At 44.6% G+C, this 19,428-nt stretch carries 16 protein-coding genes and 1 pseudogene; 7 read left to right on the top strand and 10 right to left on the bottom strand.

Going from position 1 to position 19,428, the window contains the following annotated elements:
- The first annotated feature begins 149 nt into the window (after positions 1 to 149).
- The gene (locus M9196_RS03410; protein WP_250616120.1) at positions 150 to 785 is read left to right on the top strand and encodes a DUF3299 domain-containing protein; all 636 of its coding nucleotides are present in this window, start codon (positions 150 to 152) and stop codon (positions 783 to 785) included.
- A gap of 36 nt (positions 786 to 821) precedes the next feature.
- Positions 822 to 2,375 (top strand): amidohydrolase family protein, encoded by a 1,554-nt coding sequence (locus M9196_RS03405; RefSeq protein ID WP_250616119.1) that lies wholly within the window; start codon positions 822 to 824, stop codon positions 2,373 to 2,375.
- Between the two features lie 120 nt (positions 2,376 to 2,495).
- On the opposite strand, the gene M9196_RS03400 is transcribed toward M9196_RS03405, so the two are convergent.
- Together M9196_RS03400 and M9196_RS03395 are read right to left on the bottom strand one after the other, a co-directional pair.
- Positions 2,496 to 3,446, bottom strand: a complete 951-nt coding sequence (locus M9196_RS03400) for a helix-turn-helix domain-containing protein (RefSeq protein WP_250616118.1) — start codon at positions 3,444 to 3,446, stop codon at positions 2,496 to 2,498.
- Between the two features lie 287 nt (positions 3,447 to 3,733).
- Positions 3,734 to 4,489 (bottom strand): hypothetical protein, encoded by a 756-nt coding sequence (locus M9196_RS03395; protein WP_250616117.1) that lies wholly within the window; start codon positions 4,487 to 4,489, stop codon positions 3,734 to 3,736.
- 210 nt (positions 4,490 to 4,699) lie between these two features.
- Here M9196_RS03395 and M9196_RS03390 point away from each other — a divergent pair.
- From M9196_RS03390 to M9196_RS03380, 3 genes and pseudogenes are all read left to right on the top strand, one after another.
- Positions 4,700 to 4,924, top strand: a pseudogene (locus M9196_RS03390) (transposase); the annotation flags it as partial.
- Positions 4,925 to 5,020: 96 nt separating this feature from the next.
- Positions 5,021 to 6,235 carry a phosphoribosyltransferase family protein gene (locus M9196_RS03385; RefSeq protein WP_250616116.1) on the top strand — a complete coding sequence of 405 codons (1,215 nt, stop codon included), beginning with the start codon at positions 5,021 to 5,023 and terminating at the stop codon, positions 6,233 to 6,235.
- 367 nt (positions 6,236 to 6,602) lie between these two features.
- Positions 6,603 to 8,417 carry a cation:proton antiporter gene (locus M9196_RS03380; protein ID WP_250616115.1) on the top strand — a complete coding sequence of 605 codons (1,815 nt, stop codon included), beginning with the start codon at positions 6,603 to 6,605 and terminating at the stop codon, positions 8,415 to 8,417.
- Between the two features lie 178 nt (positions 8,418 to 8,595).
- On the opposite strand, the gene M9196_RS03375 is transcribed toward M9196_RS03380, so the two are convergent.
- The gene (locus tag M9196_RS03375) at positions 8,596 to 8,844 is read right to left on the bottom strand and encodes a hypothetical protein (RefSeq protein ID WP_250616114.1); all 249 of its coding nucleotides are present in this window, start codon (positions 8,842 to 8,844) and stop codon (positions 8,596 to 8,598) included.
- A 324-nt stretch (positions 8,845 to 9,168) separates the two neighbouring features.
- On the opposite strand from M9196_RS03375, the gene M9196_RS03370 reads away from it, so the two are divergent.
- The gene (locus M9196_RS03370) at positions 9,169 to 9,741 is read left to right on the top strand and encodes an IS1595 family transposase (protein ID WP_250616113.1); all 573 of its coding nucleotides are present in this window, start codon (positions 9,169 to 9,171) and stop codon (positions 9,739 to 9,741) included.
- A 5-nt stretch (positions 9,742 to 9,746) separates the two neighbouring features.
- On the opposite strand, the gene M9196_RS03365 is transcribed toward M9196_RS03370, so the two are convergent.
- Positions 9,747 to 10,847, bottom strand: a complete 1,101-nt coding sequence (locus M9196_RS03365) for a hypothetical protein (RefSeq protein WP_250616112.1) — start codon at positions 10,845 to 10,847, stop codon at positions 9,747 to 9,749.
- Between the two features lie 435 nt (positions 10,848 to 11,282).
- Positions 11,283 to 12,497: an Lcl C-terminal domain-containing protein gene (locus tag M9196_RS03360; RefSeq protein ID WP_250616111.1), complete on the bottom strand. Its 1,215-nt coding sequence runs from the start codon at positions 12,495 to 12,497 to the stop codon at positions 11,283 to 11,285.
- A 234-nt stretch (positions 12,498 to 12,731) separates the two neighbouring features.
- On the opposite strand from M9196_RS03360, the gene M9196_RS03355 reads away from it, so the two are divergent.
- Positions 12,732 to 13,202, top strand: coding sequence for a MarR family winged helix-turn-helix transcriptional regulator (locus M9196_RS03355; RefSeq protein ID WP_250616110.1), 471 nt, complete (start codon positions 12,732 to 12,734; stop codon positions 13,200 to 13,202).
- Positions 13,203 to 13,208: 6 nt separating this feature from the next.
- Here M9196_RS03355 and M9196_RS03350 read toward each other — a convergent pair whose 3' ends face one another.
- The 5 genes from M9196_RS03350 to M9196_RS03330 are packed head-to-tail and all read right to left on the bottom strand — an operon-like array spanning position 13,209 to position 19,377.
- On the bottom strand, positions 13,209 to 13,826 hold the full coding sequence (locus M9196_RS03350) for a nucleotidyltransferase family protein (RefSeq protein WP_250616109.1): 618 nt from the start codon (positions 13,824 to 13,826) through the stop codon (positions 13,209 to 13,211).
- A gap of 2 nt (positions 13,827 to 13,828) precedes the next feature.
- Entirely contained in the window at positions 13,829 to 14,797 is a 969-nt protein-coding gene (locus M9196_RS03345; protein ID WP_250616108.1) for an XdhC family protein, read from the bottom strand.
- Positions 14,784 to 16,010 carry a cytochrome c gene (locus M9196_RS03340; protein ID WP_250616107.1) on the bottom strand — a complete coding sequence of 409 codons (1,227 nt, stop codon included), beginning with the start codon at positions 16,008 to 16,010 and terminating at the stop codon, positions 14,784 to 14,786. The genes M9196_RS03345 and M9196_RS03340 overlap by 14 nt, the downstream gene beginning before the upstream one ends.
- Positions 16,007 to 16,540: a (2Fe-2S)-binding protein gene (locus M9196_RS03335; protein ID WP_250616106.1), complete on the bottom strand. Its 534-nt coding sequence runs from the start codon at positions 16,538 to 16,540 to the stop codon at positions 16,007 to 16,009. The genes M9196_RS03340 and M9196_RS03335 overlap by 4 nt, the downstream gene beginning before the upstream one ends.
- A complete protein-coding gene (locus tag M9196_RS03330; RefSeq protein WP_250616105.1) occupies positions 16,540 to 19,377 on the bottom strand; it encodes a xanthine dehydrogenase family protein molybdopterin-binding subunit in 2,838 nt (945 codons plus the stop codon). Before M9196_RS03330 ends, M9196_RS03335 begins: the two co-directional genes overlap by 1 nt.
- Positions 19,378 to 19,428 lie beyond the last annotated feature (51 nt).

Below are 19,428 nucleotides of genomic sequence, written 5' to 3'. Positions count from 1 at the left end.
TATTATTTTGGCGTAATATGACCTATTTTAAAATGAGGTGCACTAGTATTATTCCTACCACAGCACAGGGAGTTACTTTCAAGCGGAATTGAAATCTACGAGCAAAATTGTTGTTGATGCTGATCCTATTTAACGCTTTGGAGAAAACCATGCAGATTAAATTTAGTGCATTACTCGTGTTGTTTATCAGCTTTCAATCGTTTTCGGCGAATCTGATTGAGTGGCAGGATTTGATTCCAGCACCGATAAAGACCATTGAGTTGCCAGCACTAACTCAACAGCAAGTAACCCATCTTTACAGTGTGTTGAAATACGACGATAACGCCAAGAGTCGAGATATGACGGCTGAGGAAACCAAGGAGTATTTGCTGAATAAAAAGGTATTGCAGGATGCAGGGTTTGATGCAGATGAGTTGTTAGCAAAGCGAGAAGAAGCGTTAGAAATAGAGCGTATTCGTTTGACCACCGTCAATACCGATTTGAACCTGGACGACGTCACCATACCTGGGTTCGTTGTTCCCTTGGAAATGGACGGGATGTTAACCACTCAATTTTTGCTTGTGCCTATTGCAGGAGCTTGTATTCATACACCACCTCCACCGGCCAATCAAACCATTATTGTCGATATCGACTCGGGCTTTGCACTTCAAGATCTTTACAAAGTGGTGATGGTGTCTGGGGACATTGAAGCCTATGAACAAGACCTGCCAATTTCATTTATCGATGGCACAGAGGTTGTGAGCACTGGCTACACGATGTCTGCACAAAAAGTAACCTACCTTTAAGTCCTCAAATCACTAGATTTTTAATAGGAAAACCAGATGAAACCAACCATACGTTCAATTGTGCTGCCAATAGCACTCCTCGTGTCGACAACGAGTGTATACGCAACTCAATACGATATCGTTATTCAAGGCGGTCATGTCATTGACCCTGAAACGGGGCTGAGCGACGTGCGGAACATTGGCATTAATAAAGGCACCATCGAGACGATTACAATGGATGCGATTGCCGGCAAACAGGTGATCGATGCCAGTGACCATGTTGTATCGCCAGGGTTTATTGACTTGCACCACCATGGTCAAAACATTGCTGGCTACCGCATGCAGGCTCAGCAGGGCGTAACTACAGCACTGGAGCTAGAGTCAGGCATATTGCCTATTGGTGAGTGGTATCGGGTTCAGTCTGAGAAAAACTTGCCAATAAACTACGGCGCATCAGCTGCGTGGACATTTGCCCGCATCGCGACGTTTACTGAAACCGAGCCCGTGGCAAACCTTGAGTATTTCCAAAGCATGCAGGGCGAAAACAACTGGAAACAAGAAATCGCCACTCCTGAGCAACTAGAGAAGATCATGGCGTATGTGCAGCAGGGTTTGGATGAAGGTGCAATTGGTATCGGGATCAATGCCGGTTACGCGCCAGGTTATGGCCAAAAGGAGTATTACGCCTTGTCTAAACTGGCCGCGGAGCAAGATGTCGCGACCTACACGCACGTGCGTTATGCCAGTATGCTTGAGCCAGGCAGCAGTTTCGAAGCGATCCAAGAGCTTATTGCTAACTCAGCACTAACTGGCGCGAAAATGCACATCAATCACATCAACAGTACCTCTTTACGAGATATTGACGCGACATTAGAGTTGTTTGATGAAGCCACCGCGAATGGTTTCCATGTCACGGCAGGGGCATACCCTTGGGGGGCAGCAAGCACCGTTGTTGGCGCGGCTATGTTCAGTGGTCCCGAATGGAAAGAGCGTTTGGGTTACCAAGAAGAAAGCATTCAAATGGGGACGGAGCGTCTAGACAATACTGAGCTGCTTCAGGCGCAGAAAGAGCAACCGGGGTCGATCATCAACTGGCACTTCCTAGATGAAGCGATTCCGAGTGAACTCTCTGCACTGGACCGATCAATCATCCATCCTAATGTTTTGATTGAATCAGATTCGATGCCTTGGATGCTGATTGATGATGGCAAGGTCAGTTATTACGAAGGAGATGAGTGGCCGATTCCAAGTGAAGCGTTTGCCCACCCAAGATCGAGCGGCACGTTTACTAAAATTCTGGGTTCTTATGTGAGAGACCGTGGTTTATTAAGCATGGAAGAAGCGATTCGTAAAATGAGTTATATGCCAGCAACGGTACTCGATGGTTTTGTTCCTCAAATGAAGAAGAAAGGACGAATTCAGGTGGGTATGGATGCTGATATCGTTATCTTCAACCCGGAAACCGTGGACAACCAAGCGACGTATCAAGTGCCAGCTGCTATCTCAACAGGCATCAATACGGTCCTCGTGAATGGTCAGTTTGTCGTTCAAGACGGTGAGCTACTGACGGATGCCGCACCAGGCCAGCCGATTAGACGTAATATAAACTAGACGCAATTCACGTTAGATGTAATTCACATTAGACGTAATGAATCACGATAATGTAAACGCCAGTGTTCACTCAGGAACACTGGCGTTTTGCTCGTTCCGCTGTCCAATCTGGTAATTAGGTCAGGATGTTTTCTGGAACTGAGACGGGGTTTTTCCACTCCATGCTTTGAATGCGCGATTAAAATTAGATAAATCGCTATAACCACATCGCCACCCAGTTTCAAAAGGAGAAACACCGTTTGCCAGCAGCTTTGTTGCAGCACTGTGTCGGGCTTGGTCTCTGAGTTCTCTAAACGTGAAGCCATGGTTAGCAAGTACCCTTTGCAGGGTGCGCGAAGAACTGCCTACAAGCCTTGATAGCCAATCGATATTAAACCAGGGAAGCACAGCATATGTGTTGATGAGCGCTGTGATGTTTTCTATCCACCTACTATTTTCCCGTTGAGATTCAATGGCGACAAATGCTTGCGGTAATGGCAGCTCAATCGCACCAAAGTCATGCCCAAAGCGAAATGTACTCTCTGTCTGTATTGGGGATAAATCGCGGACCAAATGCTGTGAGAAACTCATAAAGATCGAACGAGGTTCCCAACGGTTTCCTAGAAAAAGTCGAAAGAGTGAAATGAGCGCAAAGGTTCGAAACCATTCGGCTTGATCATACCCTGGAAGCGAGGGGTGATATGAGCCGCGATGGCACAAGTACCACTTTCCTTCGATCTGGCTAGGCCAAACCACAACATAGTTGTTGAATGTTGGCATGAGTTCTATCAAGCGCTGAACAGCATGCTCAACATCATTGCATTGTTTGAATTCTCTAAGTAGCTCTGGAGAAAGTTGGTCTAGGGTGATTAACCGGCCCACATCGACCCCAATGTTCTTTTTGGTGTTTTTCATCATGGCATGAAGAAAGGCCATCACTTGATGCGAAGAGAGCCAGATGTTCTCTTCGTCAATATTCTCGGGGAAGTTGTACTCTGTTGCGACACTTCGCCATTCAATGCCCTTGTCTTCGAAGTATTTAAGAAACGGGGCAAGATTATTCGAGTTACTGATGTTGATTGGGTTGGGCATAGTAATTCACTGACAAGATAACCATCACGTCTATAAATATACCTTGTTTCCAAGTCGAATGTGAGAATGAGTGGGTGTTTCTGGTTTCTAGTTTCTTGGCGTGTGGATAGTGGCCGTTGGTAGCGCAGGAAATAGCGAGGGTGGTAAAGGGACGTTAAAGGAGTGTAGCGAGAGAGGTTTATTGACCTGACGTTAATTTAAACAGGAATAAAAGCGTCCGTGCTTAATGAATCTAGTGGGGGAATGGGCGTCGTGATATTAAGGTTTCTGAGAGTAAGCTCAGAATATTAGAAAAAGACTTTATAGAAGACCCAGGCAGAGGTGTCATTGATGTCGATGGTATGAAGTGAGGACTTCATACTCCCATGGGTGTGTTCAATCTTGAATTGCCCCCAACGCTTTCCGTCACTCGATACCGGAGTTCCTATGGTAAGTGATGTTTTGAGTAAAGATGTATTAACGTCACCATCCATGTAGGTATATTCTGGAGAGAACATCAAGTAGGTGCCATCCGCCCCTGGTTTCCAAGAGAAGTAAGCCGCCGTCATACCACCGATCACGCCGTTGTCAGTCTCGCCCATTTGTGTGATGAAATCATCGTCGTATTGCCCAGCTAGCGCCCCTACGCGGCCAAAGATAGTGAGATTTTCGATATCGGGGTTGTACATAAATACACCGCCTAATGCGGCCGTGGTGAAGTTATCATTATCGATAATATCGATTGATCCCGCGGCGGAAGGTAGTCTTGGGTTTTCAAAGTGAAAAACATGGAAATATTGTAATCGGCTGTCATTGTATTTGCCTTCGGAGTCCATGCTGGCTTCGAGTGTTCCCATTGCCATTTGTCCATTTTGCAAACCATAACCAATGGACCCTGAGACTTTAACATCCCCCTGGTTGCTGAAGCCTAGATACGCAGAGGTATTCACCGAGGTGAGGTTGGATGGGTCAATGACGTCGTCGCCGTTGTTATTCTGAGCGAATGCGAGGCTTATGCTAGAGCTTAATGTTGTCGCTAATACAATTTTTGATACGGCGTTCATAATGGTTGGCCCTTGTTTGAAAGGGGCGCACTATAAACGTATGGGTGTCTATAAATAAGGTCATTTCACGCCACGTGCGGAAGGTGACCGATGATTTTTGTTAGCGAGAGAAATCGCTTGAAACGACACAGGGCTTTATTGCCTAATTCGAGTGAAGTAAATCCGGTTCTTACGTTCAGAACAGTGAAATCCACTCACTAATATGGCCTTATGCCTAAACCTTACTTCAAAACCAAAAACTGGGGCCAATACAACAGTTCATTGATTCATCGAGGCTCGCTCACATTTTGGATCGACGAAGAAGCGATAAGAGACTGGAAACAGTCAAAGTAAGGAACGTGTGGTAGACCTCGGATATTTAGCGATCTCGCCATCACCACTGCTGTTATGGTGAAGCGTGTATTCTCAATGCCTTTGAGGGCATTACAAGCCTTTACCACAAATTCGGATTTCCCTCTGCCGTTTTGCTCGCTTTACCGCTAGAATACCCACATCACAACCCACTCACTTTCCGAATTAATAAGGAATGCCATGAGCAGCCAAAACGCACTATCTAGCGATATAGTGATTGTCAGCAACTCTTCCGATAACCCATTTGCCATCGATGTCGCGTATGCGATGGGGCAGCACGAAGACATCTCAGATGTCATCAGTATGAAGCACTTCATGAACACCGAATTTTGCCCACGCTTTATTTCTGATGAAGACGACATGGACAACATCGGTAACGGTTTAGAAGGAAAAACGGTGGTGATCGTCAGTACCGGCAACCTGGTTACGAGCCGTCAAGAGCTGGCGATGCATAACTTTATTATTGCCCGTGCTGCTAAAGAAAATGGTGCCAGTCGAGTGGTGCTGGTGGAGCCGGATTTATTCTTTTCTGCTCAAGATCGTGGCGCACGCCCTGAACTTGGTGACACGGGGGGGGAGCGTTCCGTTTCAGACATCAAAAAATTTGATGGTCAGCCGTTTACGGCGCAGTTGTATGCGCAGTTATTAAAGCTTTCTGGCGTTGATGATGTGGTCACGGTACATAACCACTCTGATTCGGTACAGAAGATGTTTGGCGACGTGTTTGGCGGCCGTTTTTATAACCTCATTCCTTATCAGATTTACGCGCATTACCTACTCAACTCTAACATGTTGAACTACGGCCCAGACGGTGAAGGTTTGGTACTTTGTGCGCCAGACAAAGGAGCGCGAGACTTTGTCAAAGAGATGTACAACAGAATTGGTTTGAGCAAAGCCAAATTTATCATGTTGGATAAAGAGCGTACTGCTGAGCGTAAAGTGGAAATCACGCTGCATAAAGAAAGTGAAGATACTTTTGAGGGGCTGGAAAAATCGAGCATTGTACTCTTTGACGACATGGTGCGTACTGGCTCAACGGTGGTGAAATCGTGCCAGTTCCTACAGCAGCTTAAACCTGAGAATATGGTGTTTACCGTTTCACACTTCTACGCCAGTACGGAAGGGCGTGAGCGTATGTCTCACCCAGCGCTGGGTGAGATTTTAACACTGAATACCATGCCAACTATCCTTAACCGCGACGAGCAAGGCCGTCTACGCAAGAAGATGGTGGTGTTAAAAATCGAGAAGTACTTGGCTCAGGAACTCAGTAAGATTTTAGCGATCCCGCAGCGCTCAGAAGAAGAAAACCCATATAAGATAGATATGTCCTCTAAGAACCCACGTTTTCAGCGCAAGATTTGGTTCTCTGATCAGCTATCTGAACTGAATGGCTAATTGACGTATCATATTGAAGTAACATATCGACGGAACAAGGCCCAGTGATGGGCGAGTTAACAAATAAACGGCACATTCTTATCATTAGAATGTGCCGTTTATTTGTTTGAAAGCTATGAAACCTGGAGTAGCGCAAAGCGTAACGCACCGAGAACGATACTCCCGAATCAAAGATTAGCCTGCATACTATGTCGTCTTATTGATTATATTAAGTTGGTCGGTTGGATTGCCCGTCGATGTCGAAAAGGCAGAGCTAGAACAGATGATAATTAAAATTCATGTTAATGATTTAATTTAAATTGTTGTGAGGTTGTTGTGTCCGTCATACTATTTATCTATACACATGGCTCATCTTTAGGGATCTAGTATGACTTCAGAGCTTATTGCGTTAACTCTTGCTGGTGTCGGGGTACTCGGTTTATTTTGCCAGTGGGTGGCTTGGCAGTTTAAGTTGCCTGCTATTTTGTTTTTGCTTATCGCAGGCCTGCTTGTTGGCCCCATTTTCGGTGTTTTTTCTCCTCAAGATGCGCTAGGCGATCTGTTCTTCCCATTTATTTCCCTTGCCGTGGCCGTTATTTTATTCGAGGGTAGCTTGACCCTTAATTTCAAGCAGATTCAGGGAATAAGTAAGAGTGTGTGGAGCATTGTTACGATTGGGGCGGTGATCTCGTGGGTCATTACTTCACTGGCGACGCACCATTTACTCGGTCTAGATTGGACCATAGCATTTCTCTTTGGCAGCCTGACGGTAGTCACGGGGCCGACAGTGATCGTGCCGTTGTTACGAACAGTTCGACCAAACTCAAAGCTCGCCAATATTTTACGTTGGGAAGGGATCCTTATTGATCCATTGGGCGCACTCTTTGTTGTCATGGTATACGAATTTATAGTGTCGCATAGCCAAATGCATAGCTTGACCGTGTTTGGAATCATTATTGTCATCGGTTTCTCATTGGGGATTGCTGCCGGTGCACTGGTGGCAGCGATGATTCGACGCAATTGGCTACCAGAGTATCTTCAACCATTCGCTGTACTAACCCTTCTACTCGGGGTGTTCGCGGCTTCCAATTACCTCGAGCATGAGTCTGGATTGTTGACTGTTACCGTCATGGGGATCTGGCTTGCTAATGCAAAAGAGGTCAACATTAGCCATATTCTGCACTTTAAAGAAAACCTGACGATTTTATTTATCTCCGGCTTATTCATACTCCTTGCAGCACGCGTTGAACTTGCAGACTTTGAACAGCTTGGGTTTGCTGCGATAGTACTTTTTGCTGTCATTCAGCTTGTGTCTCGTCCGGTTTCTATTTTTCTTTCTACGTGGCGAAGCAATCTTGAAGTGAAAGAAAAAGCGTTTCTAGCTTGGGTCGCTCCGCGAGGCATTGTTGCGGCTGCGGTGTCTTCGTTATTTGCTATCAAACTGATGGAGCTAAATGTTGAAGGTGCAAACTTACTTGTGCCCCTTATCTTTATGGTGATCATCGGTACGGTAGTTCTACAAAGTGCAACAGCACGACCTGTCGCAGGTTTTTTAGGTGTTGCCGAACCTGCGCCTCGTGGTTTCTTGTTGGTTGGTGCAAATGACGTAGCAAGAGCGGTAGGTAAAGCGATTCAGACTTACGATTGTCGGGTGTTAATGTCTGACACTAACTGGGACTATGTGAGCAAAGCCCGGATGGGGGGCTTTGAAGGCTACTATGGGAACCCTACTTCAAGTCATGCAGACGAGTACCTCGATTTGATTGGTATTGGTCAGGTATTGGCTCTGACGCCAGATCAACATCTGAACTCCGTCGCCAGCGTCCACTTCTCCAATGAATTTGGTCATCGCAAGGTTTTTAGCCTTCAGGATAGAAAAACGCAGGAGTCGTTAGACAAGCATTCGCACAATGAAGAGCATGCTTACTCGCTGCTGCTTGGTGGAAATGCAAGCTACAAGAAGCTTGCGAGCTTGCTGAGCCAAGGCGCTGAAATTAAGCATACCAAGATAAGTGACAGTTTTTCTTTTGATGATTATCAAGCGCAGTATAAAGACGCGATTGTCGTGCCGCTATTCATTGTTGATTCAAAGAAACGTATTCATGTGATTACTCAGCCTGACAATGTTAAGCCCGCAAGTGGTGAGGTGATGGTTTCGTTGATTAAGGAACACGTCGTTAAGGAGCATATCGTTAACGAATAGCTCTCTATTTGATGGTTTGCTTCTTTGTGTGATTGATTAGCCGTTTGAAATTCGTAACGAGGTTTGTCCAGACACTGCCCAGTTGGCACTTGGCCACTCAGAAGCTCGCCATTTCTTGCTTCATCTTCGGATCAGGACATTTGTCATCCCCTTGAAAAGCGGGGGAACTAACAAAAAGTTAGTAACCTTGCAATTTTGCCACAATGTGGTTGCGTAATACCTCTCCAGCTCTGGTAAGCGAAAACTTCTTGCTCGTACAATATTTGATGAGACCTCTGCGGGTTAACGATCGGAATGTAACGGATACGTGACCAAATTCAGCTTGTTGCTCAGGGTATCGATGCCCATTAGCAATCCCCATAATTACGTCTTGTTGCTGTGGTGTGACTCCCTGAACAGCTTTGTTAGTCTTTTTCTCTACTTTCATAATCATTGCCTCTAGGTGAACACATTAACGGCTGAACGACGTAAATAGCGGTTTCACTTTGCTTATGACGAAGGAAATTGCGGCTGTGAGAAGGCAATAGGTTCGTAATATGCATGCTTTCGAGAGTGTTGCCTCAGCGCTTTCTTGTTCCCAAGATCGGAAAATAGTTATATCCCGATTGATAGGAAAGTTATCGACTATTTCACTGGGAATCAAGATAGATAGTATTAGTAGAGTAGATACATTGAACTTCCCATATTTATTCATTATTTTCTATTTTAACAAGAAAGTTAACAGAGTTATGCCCAGAAGTGCTGACGGCGTATGACATACGAAAGTCCCCCCAAAGTGACTAGTGATTACGTCGTGCAGCTCGATGATGCATATTGGGGTGGCAAAACAAAAGGTAAGCGTGGTCGAGGCTTTGTGAACAAAGTGCCTTTTATTGCTGCTGTAGCTCTAAATGAGGATTACAACCCTGTCTATATGCGAATGACGGTGGTTAAAGGCTTTCGTAAATACGAAGTTGAGAAGTGGGCTAAGAAGCACTTAGTACCGTCCACTCTCGCTATACCAGATGGGCTTTCATGCTTTGAAGCCCTGCCCAATGCGAACGTACACCATGATCGGGTTGTTAAAGATGGCGCACCTGATCTTGATGAAATCCAAGATAATTACTTCCATTGGGTCGATACGATGATAGGTAACATCAAGAACTCATTGAGAGGTACTTACCACGCTATCAGTAAGAAACATCTACCCAAATACCTAGGTGAATTTTGCTTTCGATTTAACTACCGATTTAGACTTGAAGAAGTGTTAGATGAGCTGCTGGGATCGTCAATGACAACACCTCCCATGCCATATCGGTTACTAAAATTAGCGGAATCCTATTAAGTGACTTATTTGAGCCACTGATATACCCATCCATCAGCGATTAAGGTCTGTTTGATTTTGGCTTTATCTTTGCGGCTGGCTCGATTGTAGATTGATCGGATCTCTTGCTCAAAGCTATCTTTGTTAAACCCACGTCTAATTGCTTTTTGATACCACTCATGCCCTTGAGCAACATCTCCCAAGATCATCTTACATGCGCCAATTAGAGTGCATGGGCGGTAGTCTTGTTTAGTAAGTTCATGAGCTTGAGTACCAAATTGGATCGCCTTATCAAACATGTTTAGATCACGCTTTGCCCCACCACTTGTGGTTAAGAGTGCCGATTTCAGACTCTTGTTTCCATTTGCGAAGTTAAATGGGAAGTTTTTGTTAACGAGATCGACCGCAATTTTGGGATTCCCAGCCTTTCTGTAATCAGCAATAGCATTCACGAGATTCCAAGGTTTCTTCGTATCTTCCCATTTGCGCCTTGCTAGTTCAGCTCGATTCAGGTAGTGCAGCCCACTTACATATTGATTTTCAAAACCTTTATCGATTAACCATAAGTAATCGCTCTCAGAGATTGTTTGCCCTTTGGTTAATGGTTCGAGGATTTTTGCTGCTCTGGATCGTCTCCGTACCTTAACTACCTCTATAGATGGAAAATCAATGTAGTCCCTCTCATATTGAGCTTTTCGTTCCGTAAACATCTTTTCTGATGCTTCACGCCTCGCTTGCAGCTTTTGCTCTTGAGTCTGGCGTTGTTCATTTCGTTGTTCTGCGGGAGTTTTGCTTCCGATAGAGACATGCTTTGAGAGCATGGATTTAATCATTTCACAATCACCTGCGAACTCACTACTATTAGTCGCTATCCTCTTTTTCGCTGAAAGTTTCAAAGGCATTAACTTCAGAGGTAACGAATAAGGCGATTCAGGTTGGGAATCAAGAAGCAACATCAAAGCCTCGGTGTACTCATCGCCCATCAGTTTGGATATGCCATTAATCTCATTCACTAGGTACTCTTGATCACTGGAAGCGTCAATGCTCTTTTCTACTAACTCTAACCAGCCGTAATGAAGGGGAAACTGAGAGCGAGAGAACAAATTTTTAACTTTGCTGATTGACATGTGAGTTAATTCCTTGAGTGAGTGATGAACTGCCTTTGTTCGCGTAAGTTATTATAAATTGGTAACAAAAAAGCACAACAAAGTGACTTTTCAATTTGGCTGAAAGCTATACGTAATCAGATATTCTAATGACCATTTGATGACATACCGAAACTTGGGTAGTCGAGTTGATGAAAATTCATTACTCACCAAACCAAAATCGCTTCAAGAAGTGTACTGACGAAGTATGAAACACGAAATTATTCGATTATGAACTCGGGTATTTATCTATCACACATTAAGGTTGGGTATTTGACCTACTATTTGTAATAAGAGTCGTGTCTAGTGAGGAAGGGGCCATCGCACCGATAGAATGCCAATGCTGGAAGGGAATAGGAATAATGCAGCGAAAAAAGGACACATGGGGTGTCCTTTAGTTCTTATGTTGTCATTTTATTACTTTGCATCTCGAACCAGGCGAACCCAATTATCAACCGAGATATAATCCGTTGCCATATCAGAGGCGAGCTCATAATCTGCCGGAGAACCGCTTTTGGGGTCACTGCGTTGAGCACCTGCACCATGCCAATCAAAGTACTCGCTAGCATCTGAGTTCTTCTTACTCCATGCCTGCCCAAAAGCAACGTATACCGCGGTATATTTAAAATCACCTTGTGTTGTACTTGTCCAAAAATAATAAGAATCTTGTTGTGATTCGAATTGAGTTGGGGTGACATCAAAGAACTCGGTGTTAATCGCAGGCAAATCCTTCTTCTCATAATCGATTAACGATTGAAGTTCTTTTGCGTTAGGCAGACGCCAGTCACCATACCCAGCAAGATTCGCGTTTTCTGCGAACTCTAACGCTTCGACCCAATCCATTCGTTCACCACTATCACTTTTCGCCCACATTAAACCTGTCGACTGGTCAGTGATGGTGTCATCTTGATTATCAACATACTCCATATCATAGAGCGTTGTTGTATTGCGGACAGCACGCACATAGTTACCAGGAACAAACATGTTATCCGATTTTTTAATGGCTGTGCCATCGAAGAACATACCGGTTTCGTAAGATTTGATATGACCATCTGCAAAGTTAAATCCAAAGCCACCTTCAAGACCACCGTGAGTGGTAAAGTTTTGTACATCCCCTTTGTTATAAACCGTGCTTGACCAGAATGCACCAGCAAATGGAACTCGCTTGTCATACTCGAAGTCGAAATACTCAGTATCAAGATATGGGCTACTTTTCTTGCCACTATCAGGTTTCATTAATTCACCGTCAAAATTGGCCAAAGAATAGAGTTCTTTGATTGTGGGCAATCGCCAATCATTGTGACCACCTAAGGTCATTGCCTCTACGACGGCTTCTGAATCGGCTAAATTTCTTTTGGTTGTATCGTGGCTTTTCTGCCACATTAAACCGGTATTGAGGTCAGTAACGGTTCCATCTCCATTATCTTTATAGCTTAATGGCACCCCTTTAACAGACGCATCTTGACCAGTAAACAAGCTGCTCTTAGAGGCAACTAATGGGTCGCCTTTAACATCATATTGAACACTTTGACCCGTATCTGGCAATTTAGGCGCTTCAAGCTGGGCATAAACGGGATTAAGTAATGATAAAACTAATCCCGCTAGTAATGAGGTTTTTAAAATTTTAGACATATAAATCACCTAATTAATGATAATCATTTGCTGGTAGGAGAATCGTCTCTGTGCACCGCTTGATCGAACCTATGTCATGACTGATATAGCACGCTACGGGCACAATAAGTAATCAAACTGCATTAGTTGGCATGTCAACTAATTTGAAGTCAAGATATAGATATATAGTAGACCTGTCAACTATATTGCTGTATAAACACTCTAACTGGCCAATATCTAAAAGTAACAATCTCTATGAACGGTAAACCACGCGACTACACAAGCAGGCCTGATAAGAACCAGATTTCTTTCGATAAAACATTGGATGATGTGTATCGAAATAAGAATAGGCTACTTTCCCACTTTTTAGATAAGTACTCGCTAGGAAATGGTCAGTTTCACATACTTAACATGATCGCTTGGGACGAGGGCACTTCTCAGGAGCAAATTGCGAGTAAAAGGAATATTGATAAATCAGCGATTGCGAAATCGGTTAAGAAGCTTATTGATAACGGCTACGTGCACAAAGTTCGTGATGAGCAAGACAAGCGCGCTTTCTGTCTTTTCTGTACAGAAAAAGGCCAGCAAGTTATCCCTGAAATCCGCAGAGTTTTGCATCAAGTTAATGAGATTTTGACAAGTGGTTCCACACCAGAGGATCTTGAAGCTTTCCTCCGTGTTACAGACCGAATGAATCACAATATCGATGGTTTTCTCAAACCGTAATCAAAATTACGTGGAACTCGTTAGAAGACCGTGTAACTTAGCCGCTTCTAGCGTATCGATATCAGCACATACGCCTAAATCATCACAATCGAATTCATAAAAATGTGCATGGTTTTGTTTGATGATACTTTTTGCCCCTTCTTCCCGTGTTAGCCGTGACAACGCATCGAATAGCGCACGAGAGAAAATAACAGGGTGTCCGGACTGACCTTCAAAACGAGGGCGACAAATAATGGTCGTCGTTAATGATTGGGTGTGTTTTTCCTCTGTAAAACGAACGAGATTAGTTAACGTCATTGAGTGGATAAAAGGCATGTCTGCGAGGAAGATCGCACAAAAGTCAGGCGGGTTGTCGACACTGAGTATTGTTTTTATCCCTCGTGCTATTGATGCGCCTAAACTTGGGTCATGAGTATTATCATGCGAGACTAATGTGACCTTAGCATAATCAATGTTAATAGATGATAAGTCGTCGCCATCTTTATGGACCAAGACGACACGGTCAAAGGTGGAATACAAAGACAATAGTGTTTTTGATAGAAGAGGGGGAGATCCAATGAAGCGCTTGTCTTCACCAAAACGTTGGCTATTCCCCGCGGCAAGGAGTAAAGCGATGGTTTCCATATTTAACCGCGATTTTTGGTCGCAATGATATCTGCGATGACGGATATCGCGATTTCAAATGGTGTTTTGCTGTTGATAGCAAGCCCAATCGGCGCTTTTAGTTTCTTCATATCTTCTTGACCAATGCCACCAACTCCCTCTAACCGCTTGACTCTTTTTTGTGTGGTAAGTTGTGAGCCCATTGCGCCCACATAAAAAGGGTTCAATTCCAAGGCTGCCATTAGACCTAAATCATCGATTCTAGGGTCGTGTGCTAACGCTAAGACTGCGGTATTGTCGGTGATGTACTCTTCAACAAACAAATCCGGGCTTCTCCAAATGACTTCTACCGCTTCGTATTGCTCGGTGGCAGGGACATTCCAACTTTGTGCAAGCTCTTCACGCATATCACAAATTTTCACACAGAACCCCGCCATTAGGCCAAGTTTTGCTACCCATTCACTGACTTGGCTGATGCCGAGAATTAATAATTGGGTGACCTGTTGATAATGTATGTGGATGATTTGTTCGCTCGGCTCAGATTGTAGAGACGACACCTCAGTGTCATCATAGTAATGAATATCACCGCTGTGTAAGTCAATAACCTTATGGAAAGGGCGCTTTTGATTGGCACTGTCTATAAATGTGTTCAATAAATGGTAGTGGCTAGGAGTATAGTGCTCAACCAGCAATTTAATGCTTCCACCGCAGGGAAGCTCGATGGTGATATCGTTATCGACAAGATCCTTTCCGTAAGTAGTGACCTGCGGGAAGCGCTTGATAAAACCACATTCTAACTTTTGAATAAAAGCATCTTCAAGGCACCCTCCAGAAATTGAGCCAAGCCTTTGCGAACCATTCCAAGCAAATAAAGAACCGACAGGCCGGGGAGACGAGCCATACGTGGCCAATATCGTACATAACCAAAAGCTATGACGATCTTGCATCCACCCTTGAATGTCACGCAATATGTGTAGATCAGTGAGTTGCATTTTTTTGACTCTCCGTCACGGATGTTCGTATTTCTTTGGTTTGCTCTACACTGAGCTGAGCACTATTTTCTGTGTAGGTCGCGGTTAAGTAATTGAGTAAATGCATCAGGTCTTCATTACTTAATTGTTTGTCGTAACCTGGCATGGTGTAGAACGCATTGGTTGGGGTGTAATATTGAGGCTTGATGCCGTATAAAATTGCACTGACGCTATTAAAGTGATTTTCTTGGGAAAGAGTACCGTTGCCTTGCATACTAGGGGCATAGTTCGGTTTGCCTTGACCTTCATACCCATGACAATGGGCGCAAAAGGCTTGGTACACTTCGCGTCCCTCACCTTGTGCATTATCAGGACGGAAAGTGAGCGCTTTACCTTCGACATTGCTGTCGGAATCTAACAAATAAACGGCGGCTGCATTTAAATCGTCGTCATCGAACTTGCTCAAACTGTGGAAAATAGCCTCGTACATTTCACCTACAACGGTCCCTTTTCTCGAATAACCGTGCAGTAACATGTCTTTTATATCTTGGGTGCTCCAACCTTGTTGATTAAGGTACGCCGGCGTAATGTTTGGCGCGAATACCGACCCAATCATGGCACCTTGCAAATGGCGCTCAGAATCCATGCCCATCATGATGTTGCGGGGTGTATGACATTCACCACAGTGGCCGAAGGTGTTCACAATGTAGTTCCCACGATTCCACTCAGCACTTTTGCCCGTTACGGGGCTGTAATTCACTTCTTCTAGGTTCAACATGTTCCAAGCATTTAGACCAAAACGAAGATTAGCAGGAAACATCATGTCATTGTCTTTATTGGGCTGACTCGATGGTTTAATACTTTGGAAGTATGCAAAGAGTGCTTGGGTATCGTCGTCGTTAATGCCCGTAAATGATGTATATGGCATGGCAGGGTAAAGGTGACCACCGGGTGCTCCACCATTGTGAAGCGCATCATAAAAATCTTGGTACGAGTAATGACCGATCCCTTCTTCGGAGTCGGGGGTGATGTTTGTAGAATAGACCGTACCAAAAGGGGTAACAAAAGGAAGCCCGCCACCATAAGGTTCACCGCCTTCAATGGTGTGGCACGCGTAACAGTCACTCATTTCAGCGAGGTACTTACCTTTTTCTATCTGCTCACTCTTATCAGCGACGGCGTGCTGAGTCAGACCAAACACACCGATCAAGCAAGTTAGTGTTTTTATGTTCATCGGGTCGCTCCTTCCGTGTTTAGAATCGCTTCCTTGACAGCGGCATAGTATTTTACGTAGCCAGTACAACGACAAACATGTTCGCCTAATGTTTCCTCGATTTTTTCTTCAATTTCTTCGACGGGAATAGGGTTTCGTTTTAGCTCTTCAATTAGGGCGATAGTATGGTTGGTAAAACCGGACGTACACCAACCACATTGGAAAGCAAACCCTTTGATCAAGGATTCTTGGACGGGATGAAGAGAGATAATTTCTCCTTTATCGTCCCGTTCAGCGTGACCTTCTATGGTACGAAGTGTTTTACCATTAAAACCAAGCGCGTTGGTGATGCACGTTTTATGTATTTCAGAGGTGCCATCTTCGTTATCTTGGATAATAACGCATGCTGAACAAATCCCTTGACCACAACCAAACTTTGTTCCGGTAAGATTCAGATATTCATGAAGAAACTCCAACATCGTGATTTCTGGATCTATGTCGAGTGGTCCATAAATTTTGTTGTTTATAGTGAGTATAATCGATGCCATCATTAAACTACCTTCATGATATCTTGTGGTGTAACGGGTAAGTGGTAAAAACGCGTATTGGTTGCTTGATAGATTGCCTCAACAAGCGCGGCGACAACGGGCACCATCACAACTTCTGCAATCCCCTTAGGGTTATCTGTCTCAGATAGTGGGGGCAAAATAGTATGCTTCATATTCCATACCGGTATATGACTCGCCAGTGGTACTTGGTAGCGGTTAAGGTTCCACGTTCCGTTACCAGCACCGCTCTCATCTGCCGGTAGATATTCATATAAAGTGTGGCCCACACCCATAGCTAGCCCGCCTTCTATTTGGCCTTCTACAAGTTCTGGCACAATCACTCGACCTGCTTCTAACCAAGTATGAGTTTCTAAAATATTGACGTGTCCAGTGGCTTTATCAATCGCGATTTCGGCAAGCGTTGCGGCGGGGGCGTAATAGGTCACCATTGCATTGTTTAGCTGTACTTTTGGATAGTCAACGGCGCGTCTTTCAATCACTTGATACCCAAACTTGTTCTTCGTATAGGGTTTTGCACTGATCCCGTACTTCACTGCTAACCCGTCAATTGGGTAGGTGCTGCGTTTGCCATTGAGGTCAAATGCGGAATTTGCCCAAGCCCATCGATTGAAACCATGTACCATGACGCTGGTAATTGAACCGTTAGCGTGAGCTTTCATGGCTAGCGTTTTGAAAGGGATTCCAGGGTAACCTTGAAGCGTTAACTTACCGTCGACCCAGCGAGCATCGAGAATGTTGTCAAAATCAGGTTCGGTTAAGTTGCCGTTGTAGAATTGTTCCTTCCAAATGGCAATAGCTGCTGGGTAAAGTGACTGCTCAAAAAGGATACGACTTGCTTGTTCAGTGACGTGGGATTGATAAAACGCAGACATTGATGCTGACGATGCCATTGGGACAACTGGCGTCCAACGCGGGTCCTTTTGCATTTTATCCTGGTGCTCTTGCGACATTAAATAAGGGTCTTCGGTATCAAAAAGCTCCATTGCTTCAAACTCTTCAATAACACCACCCACAACGTCATCCGCTAAAACGCCTAAATATTTTTTTGTTATCACGCCTTGGGCTGTATCGGTTCCCGTTCCCATTTCGACAAAACAAGATTGAACGATGACCTTTCCTTCAGGCGTTATCTCCACCGACCCAGAAGGTGAGGCCGCACCAGTACCGTAATCCTTGGTCACGATACTAAAGCCAACACCGTATAACAGGTTGGGGTTTTCTTCTTCAAATGCTTTCTTTTTCGCTATGCGGTCAACCCACACAGGGTGCTGCTCTGCCATATCAAGCATTTCATGGTAACGCGCGGCACCATTTGGGATGGCGCCTTGTGTGTTCTTGTCGCCTGATTGCATTGCGTTCGCGCGACGTATAGTGAAAGGGTCAATGTTTAATTCTTCTGCAGCTTCATTGAGCATCAATTCGATGGTTGGCATAGATTGCAGTGTTCCGTAACCACGCATTGATCCGCAATGTGGGGTTTGAGAGGGGTAACAAACGGCTTCAATATCATTTCTTGGGATATAATAGATGCCTTGCAGCGCACTTGCTCCAACCATAGTAACGGATGAAGAGAAATTTAAGCGACCCCCACCATCGACGAGCATACGCGATTTCAGAGCTGCAATTTTGTGGGTCTTTTTATTGAATGCCAGTTTGTTTGTAATAATGAATGGGTGACGCTTAAGACCGGATTGGAACTGCTCAAAACGGTCGTTGGCGATACGAAGCGGTCCGTTGGCAAATAAGCTTGCGATCACGCCGTAGTAGGGGAATATAGTATGGTCTTTAGCACCAAAGCCACCACCGATGAAAGGAGAGTGGACCACTAAGTTTTTGACTTGTTGGGTGAGAGGGCTTTCAGACAAAATCTTAGCGCTCATCTCATGAAAATCTTGGGGCGATTGAGTGGTGATCACAACATGCAGCGTCTGGGTTTCAGGGTTGAGGTAACCGTTGAAAGCTTCCGCTTCAAACATCATAGGCTCCACTGACTGAGTGTTAAACTCTCTGTCGATGATAAGCCAATCGTTTTCATTTTTGCTTAAATCATTAGCGATGCCATCGGCATAATAAACCGCTCTCGCGGTGTTATTAACACTATTTTTATCGCCCATAGGCCAGTCTGGTTTATGATCTTTTACGCCAGTAAAAATCATGCCATCTTCTAGTACTGAGAAAGCGTCTTTGGCATTTCGGCCGTTGGCATTTTCCTCACGAACAATCCGCCATGTCGCATAAGGGTCTTGATTGGCCATGATTAACGGGACTTCTGCGCCGTAACGGACAACGGAGTCATTAAATTGAAGTCGAATCTTGGCTTTTTTAAATTTACTAAATGAGTCGAAGAGCAAAATGGCGAGTTCATGGCCAAGGTAGTCAGGCGCGTTGCCTTCTTTTAGAAGCATATTTTTGCCGTAATAAGCCGGAAGGCGAAGCTCATTCTGCTCGAGGTCGCTTTGGGTGACGACTCGATATGGCTGAGCGTCATCAGGTAAGCCGCTTAGGTCAAAACCTTCAAAGATATGATTGGCTTTGTTTGCACGGAGGATATAACCGTAATGCTGTTGATCTGGCCAACCGCTTATATCACGTGCTCGGTAATCTCGGCCGTAGATTTTTTGCCCAGTGACTTTTTCTATCGCATCGGTTCGATATTGAGGTTCGCCGTCGAGCTTCCAGTGGCTTTTTATTGACTCGTTGATACTTGTTTGTGCTGCTTCACTGGTATTGAATAACATAGGTGCACTATAAACCGTCACACCACCAATGACACATTGCTTAATAAATGTACGTCGGCTTGGATTGACACAATTGCTCATAATCCCCCCTTGGAATAATTTTGTACCAGTAAACAGGCATTGGTGGCTAGG

The organism is Vibrio methylphosphonaticus (genome assembly GCF_023634655.1).
Taxonomy (GTDB): Bacteria; Pseudomonadota; Gammaproteobacteria; order Enterobacterales; family Vibrionaceae; genus Vibrio; species Vibrio methylphosphonaticus.
The sequence above is the reverse complement of the archived record's forward strand: the minus strand, read 5'-3'. Positions and strand labels throughout refer to the sequence as shown.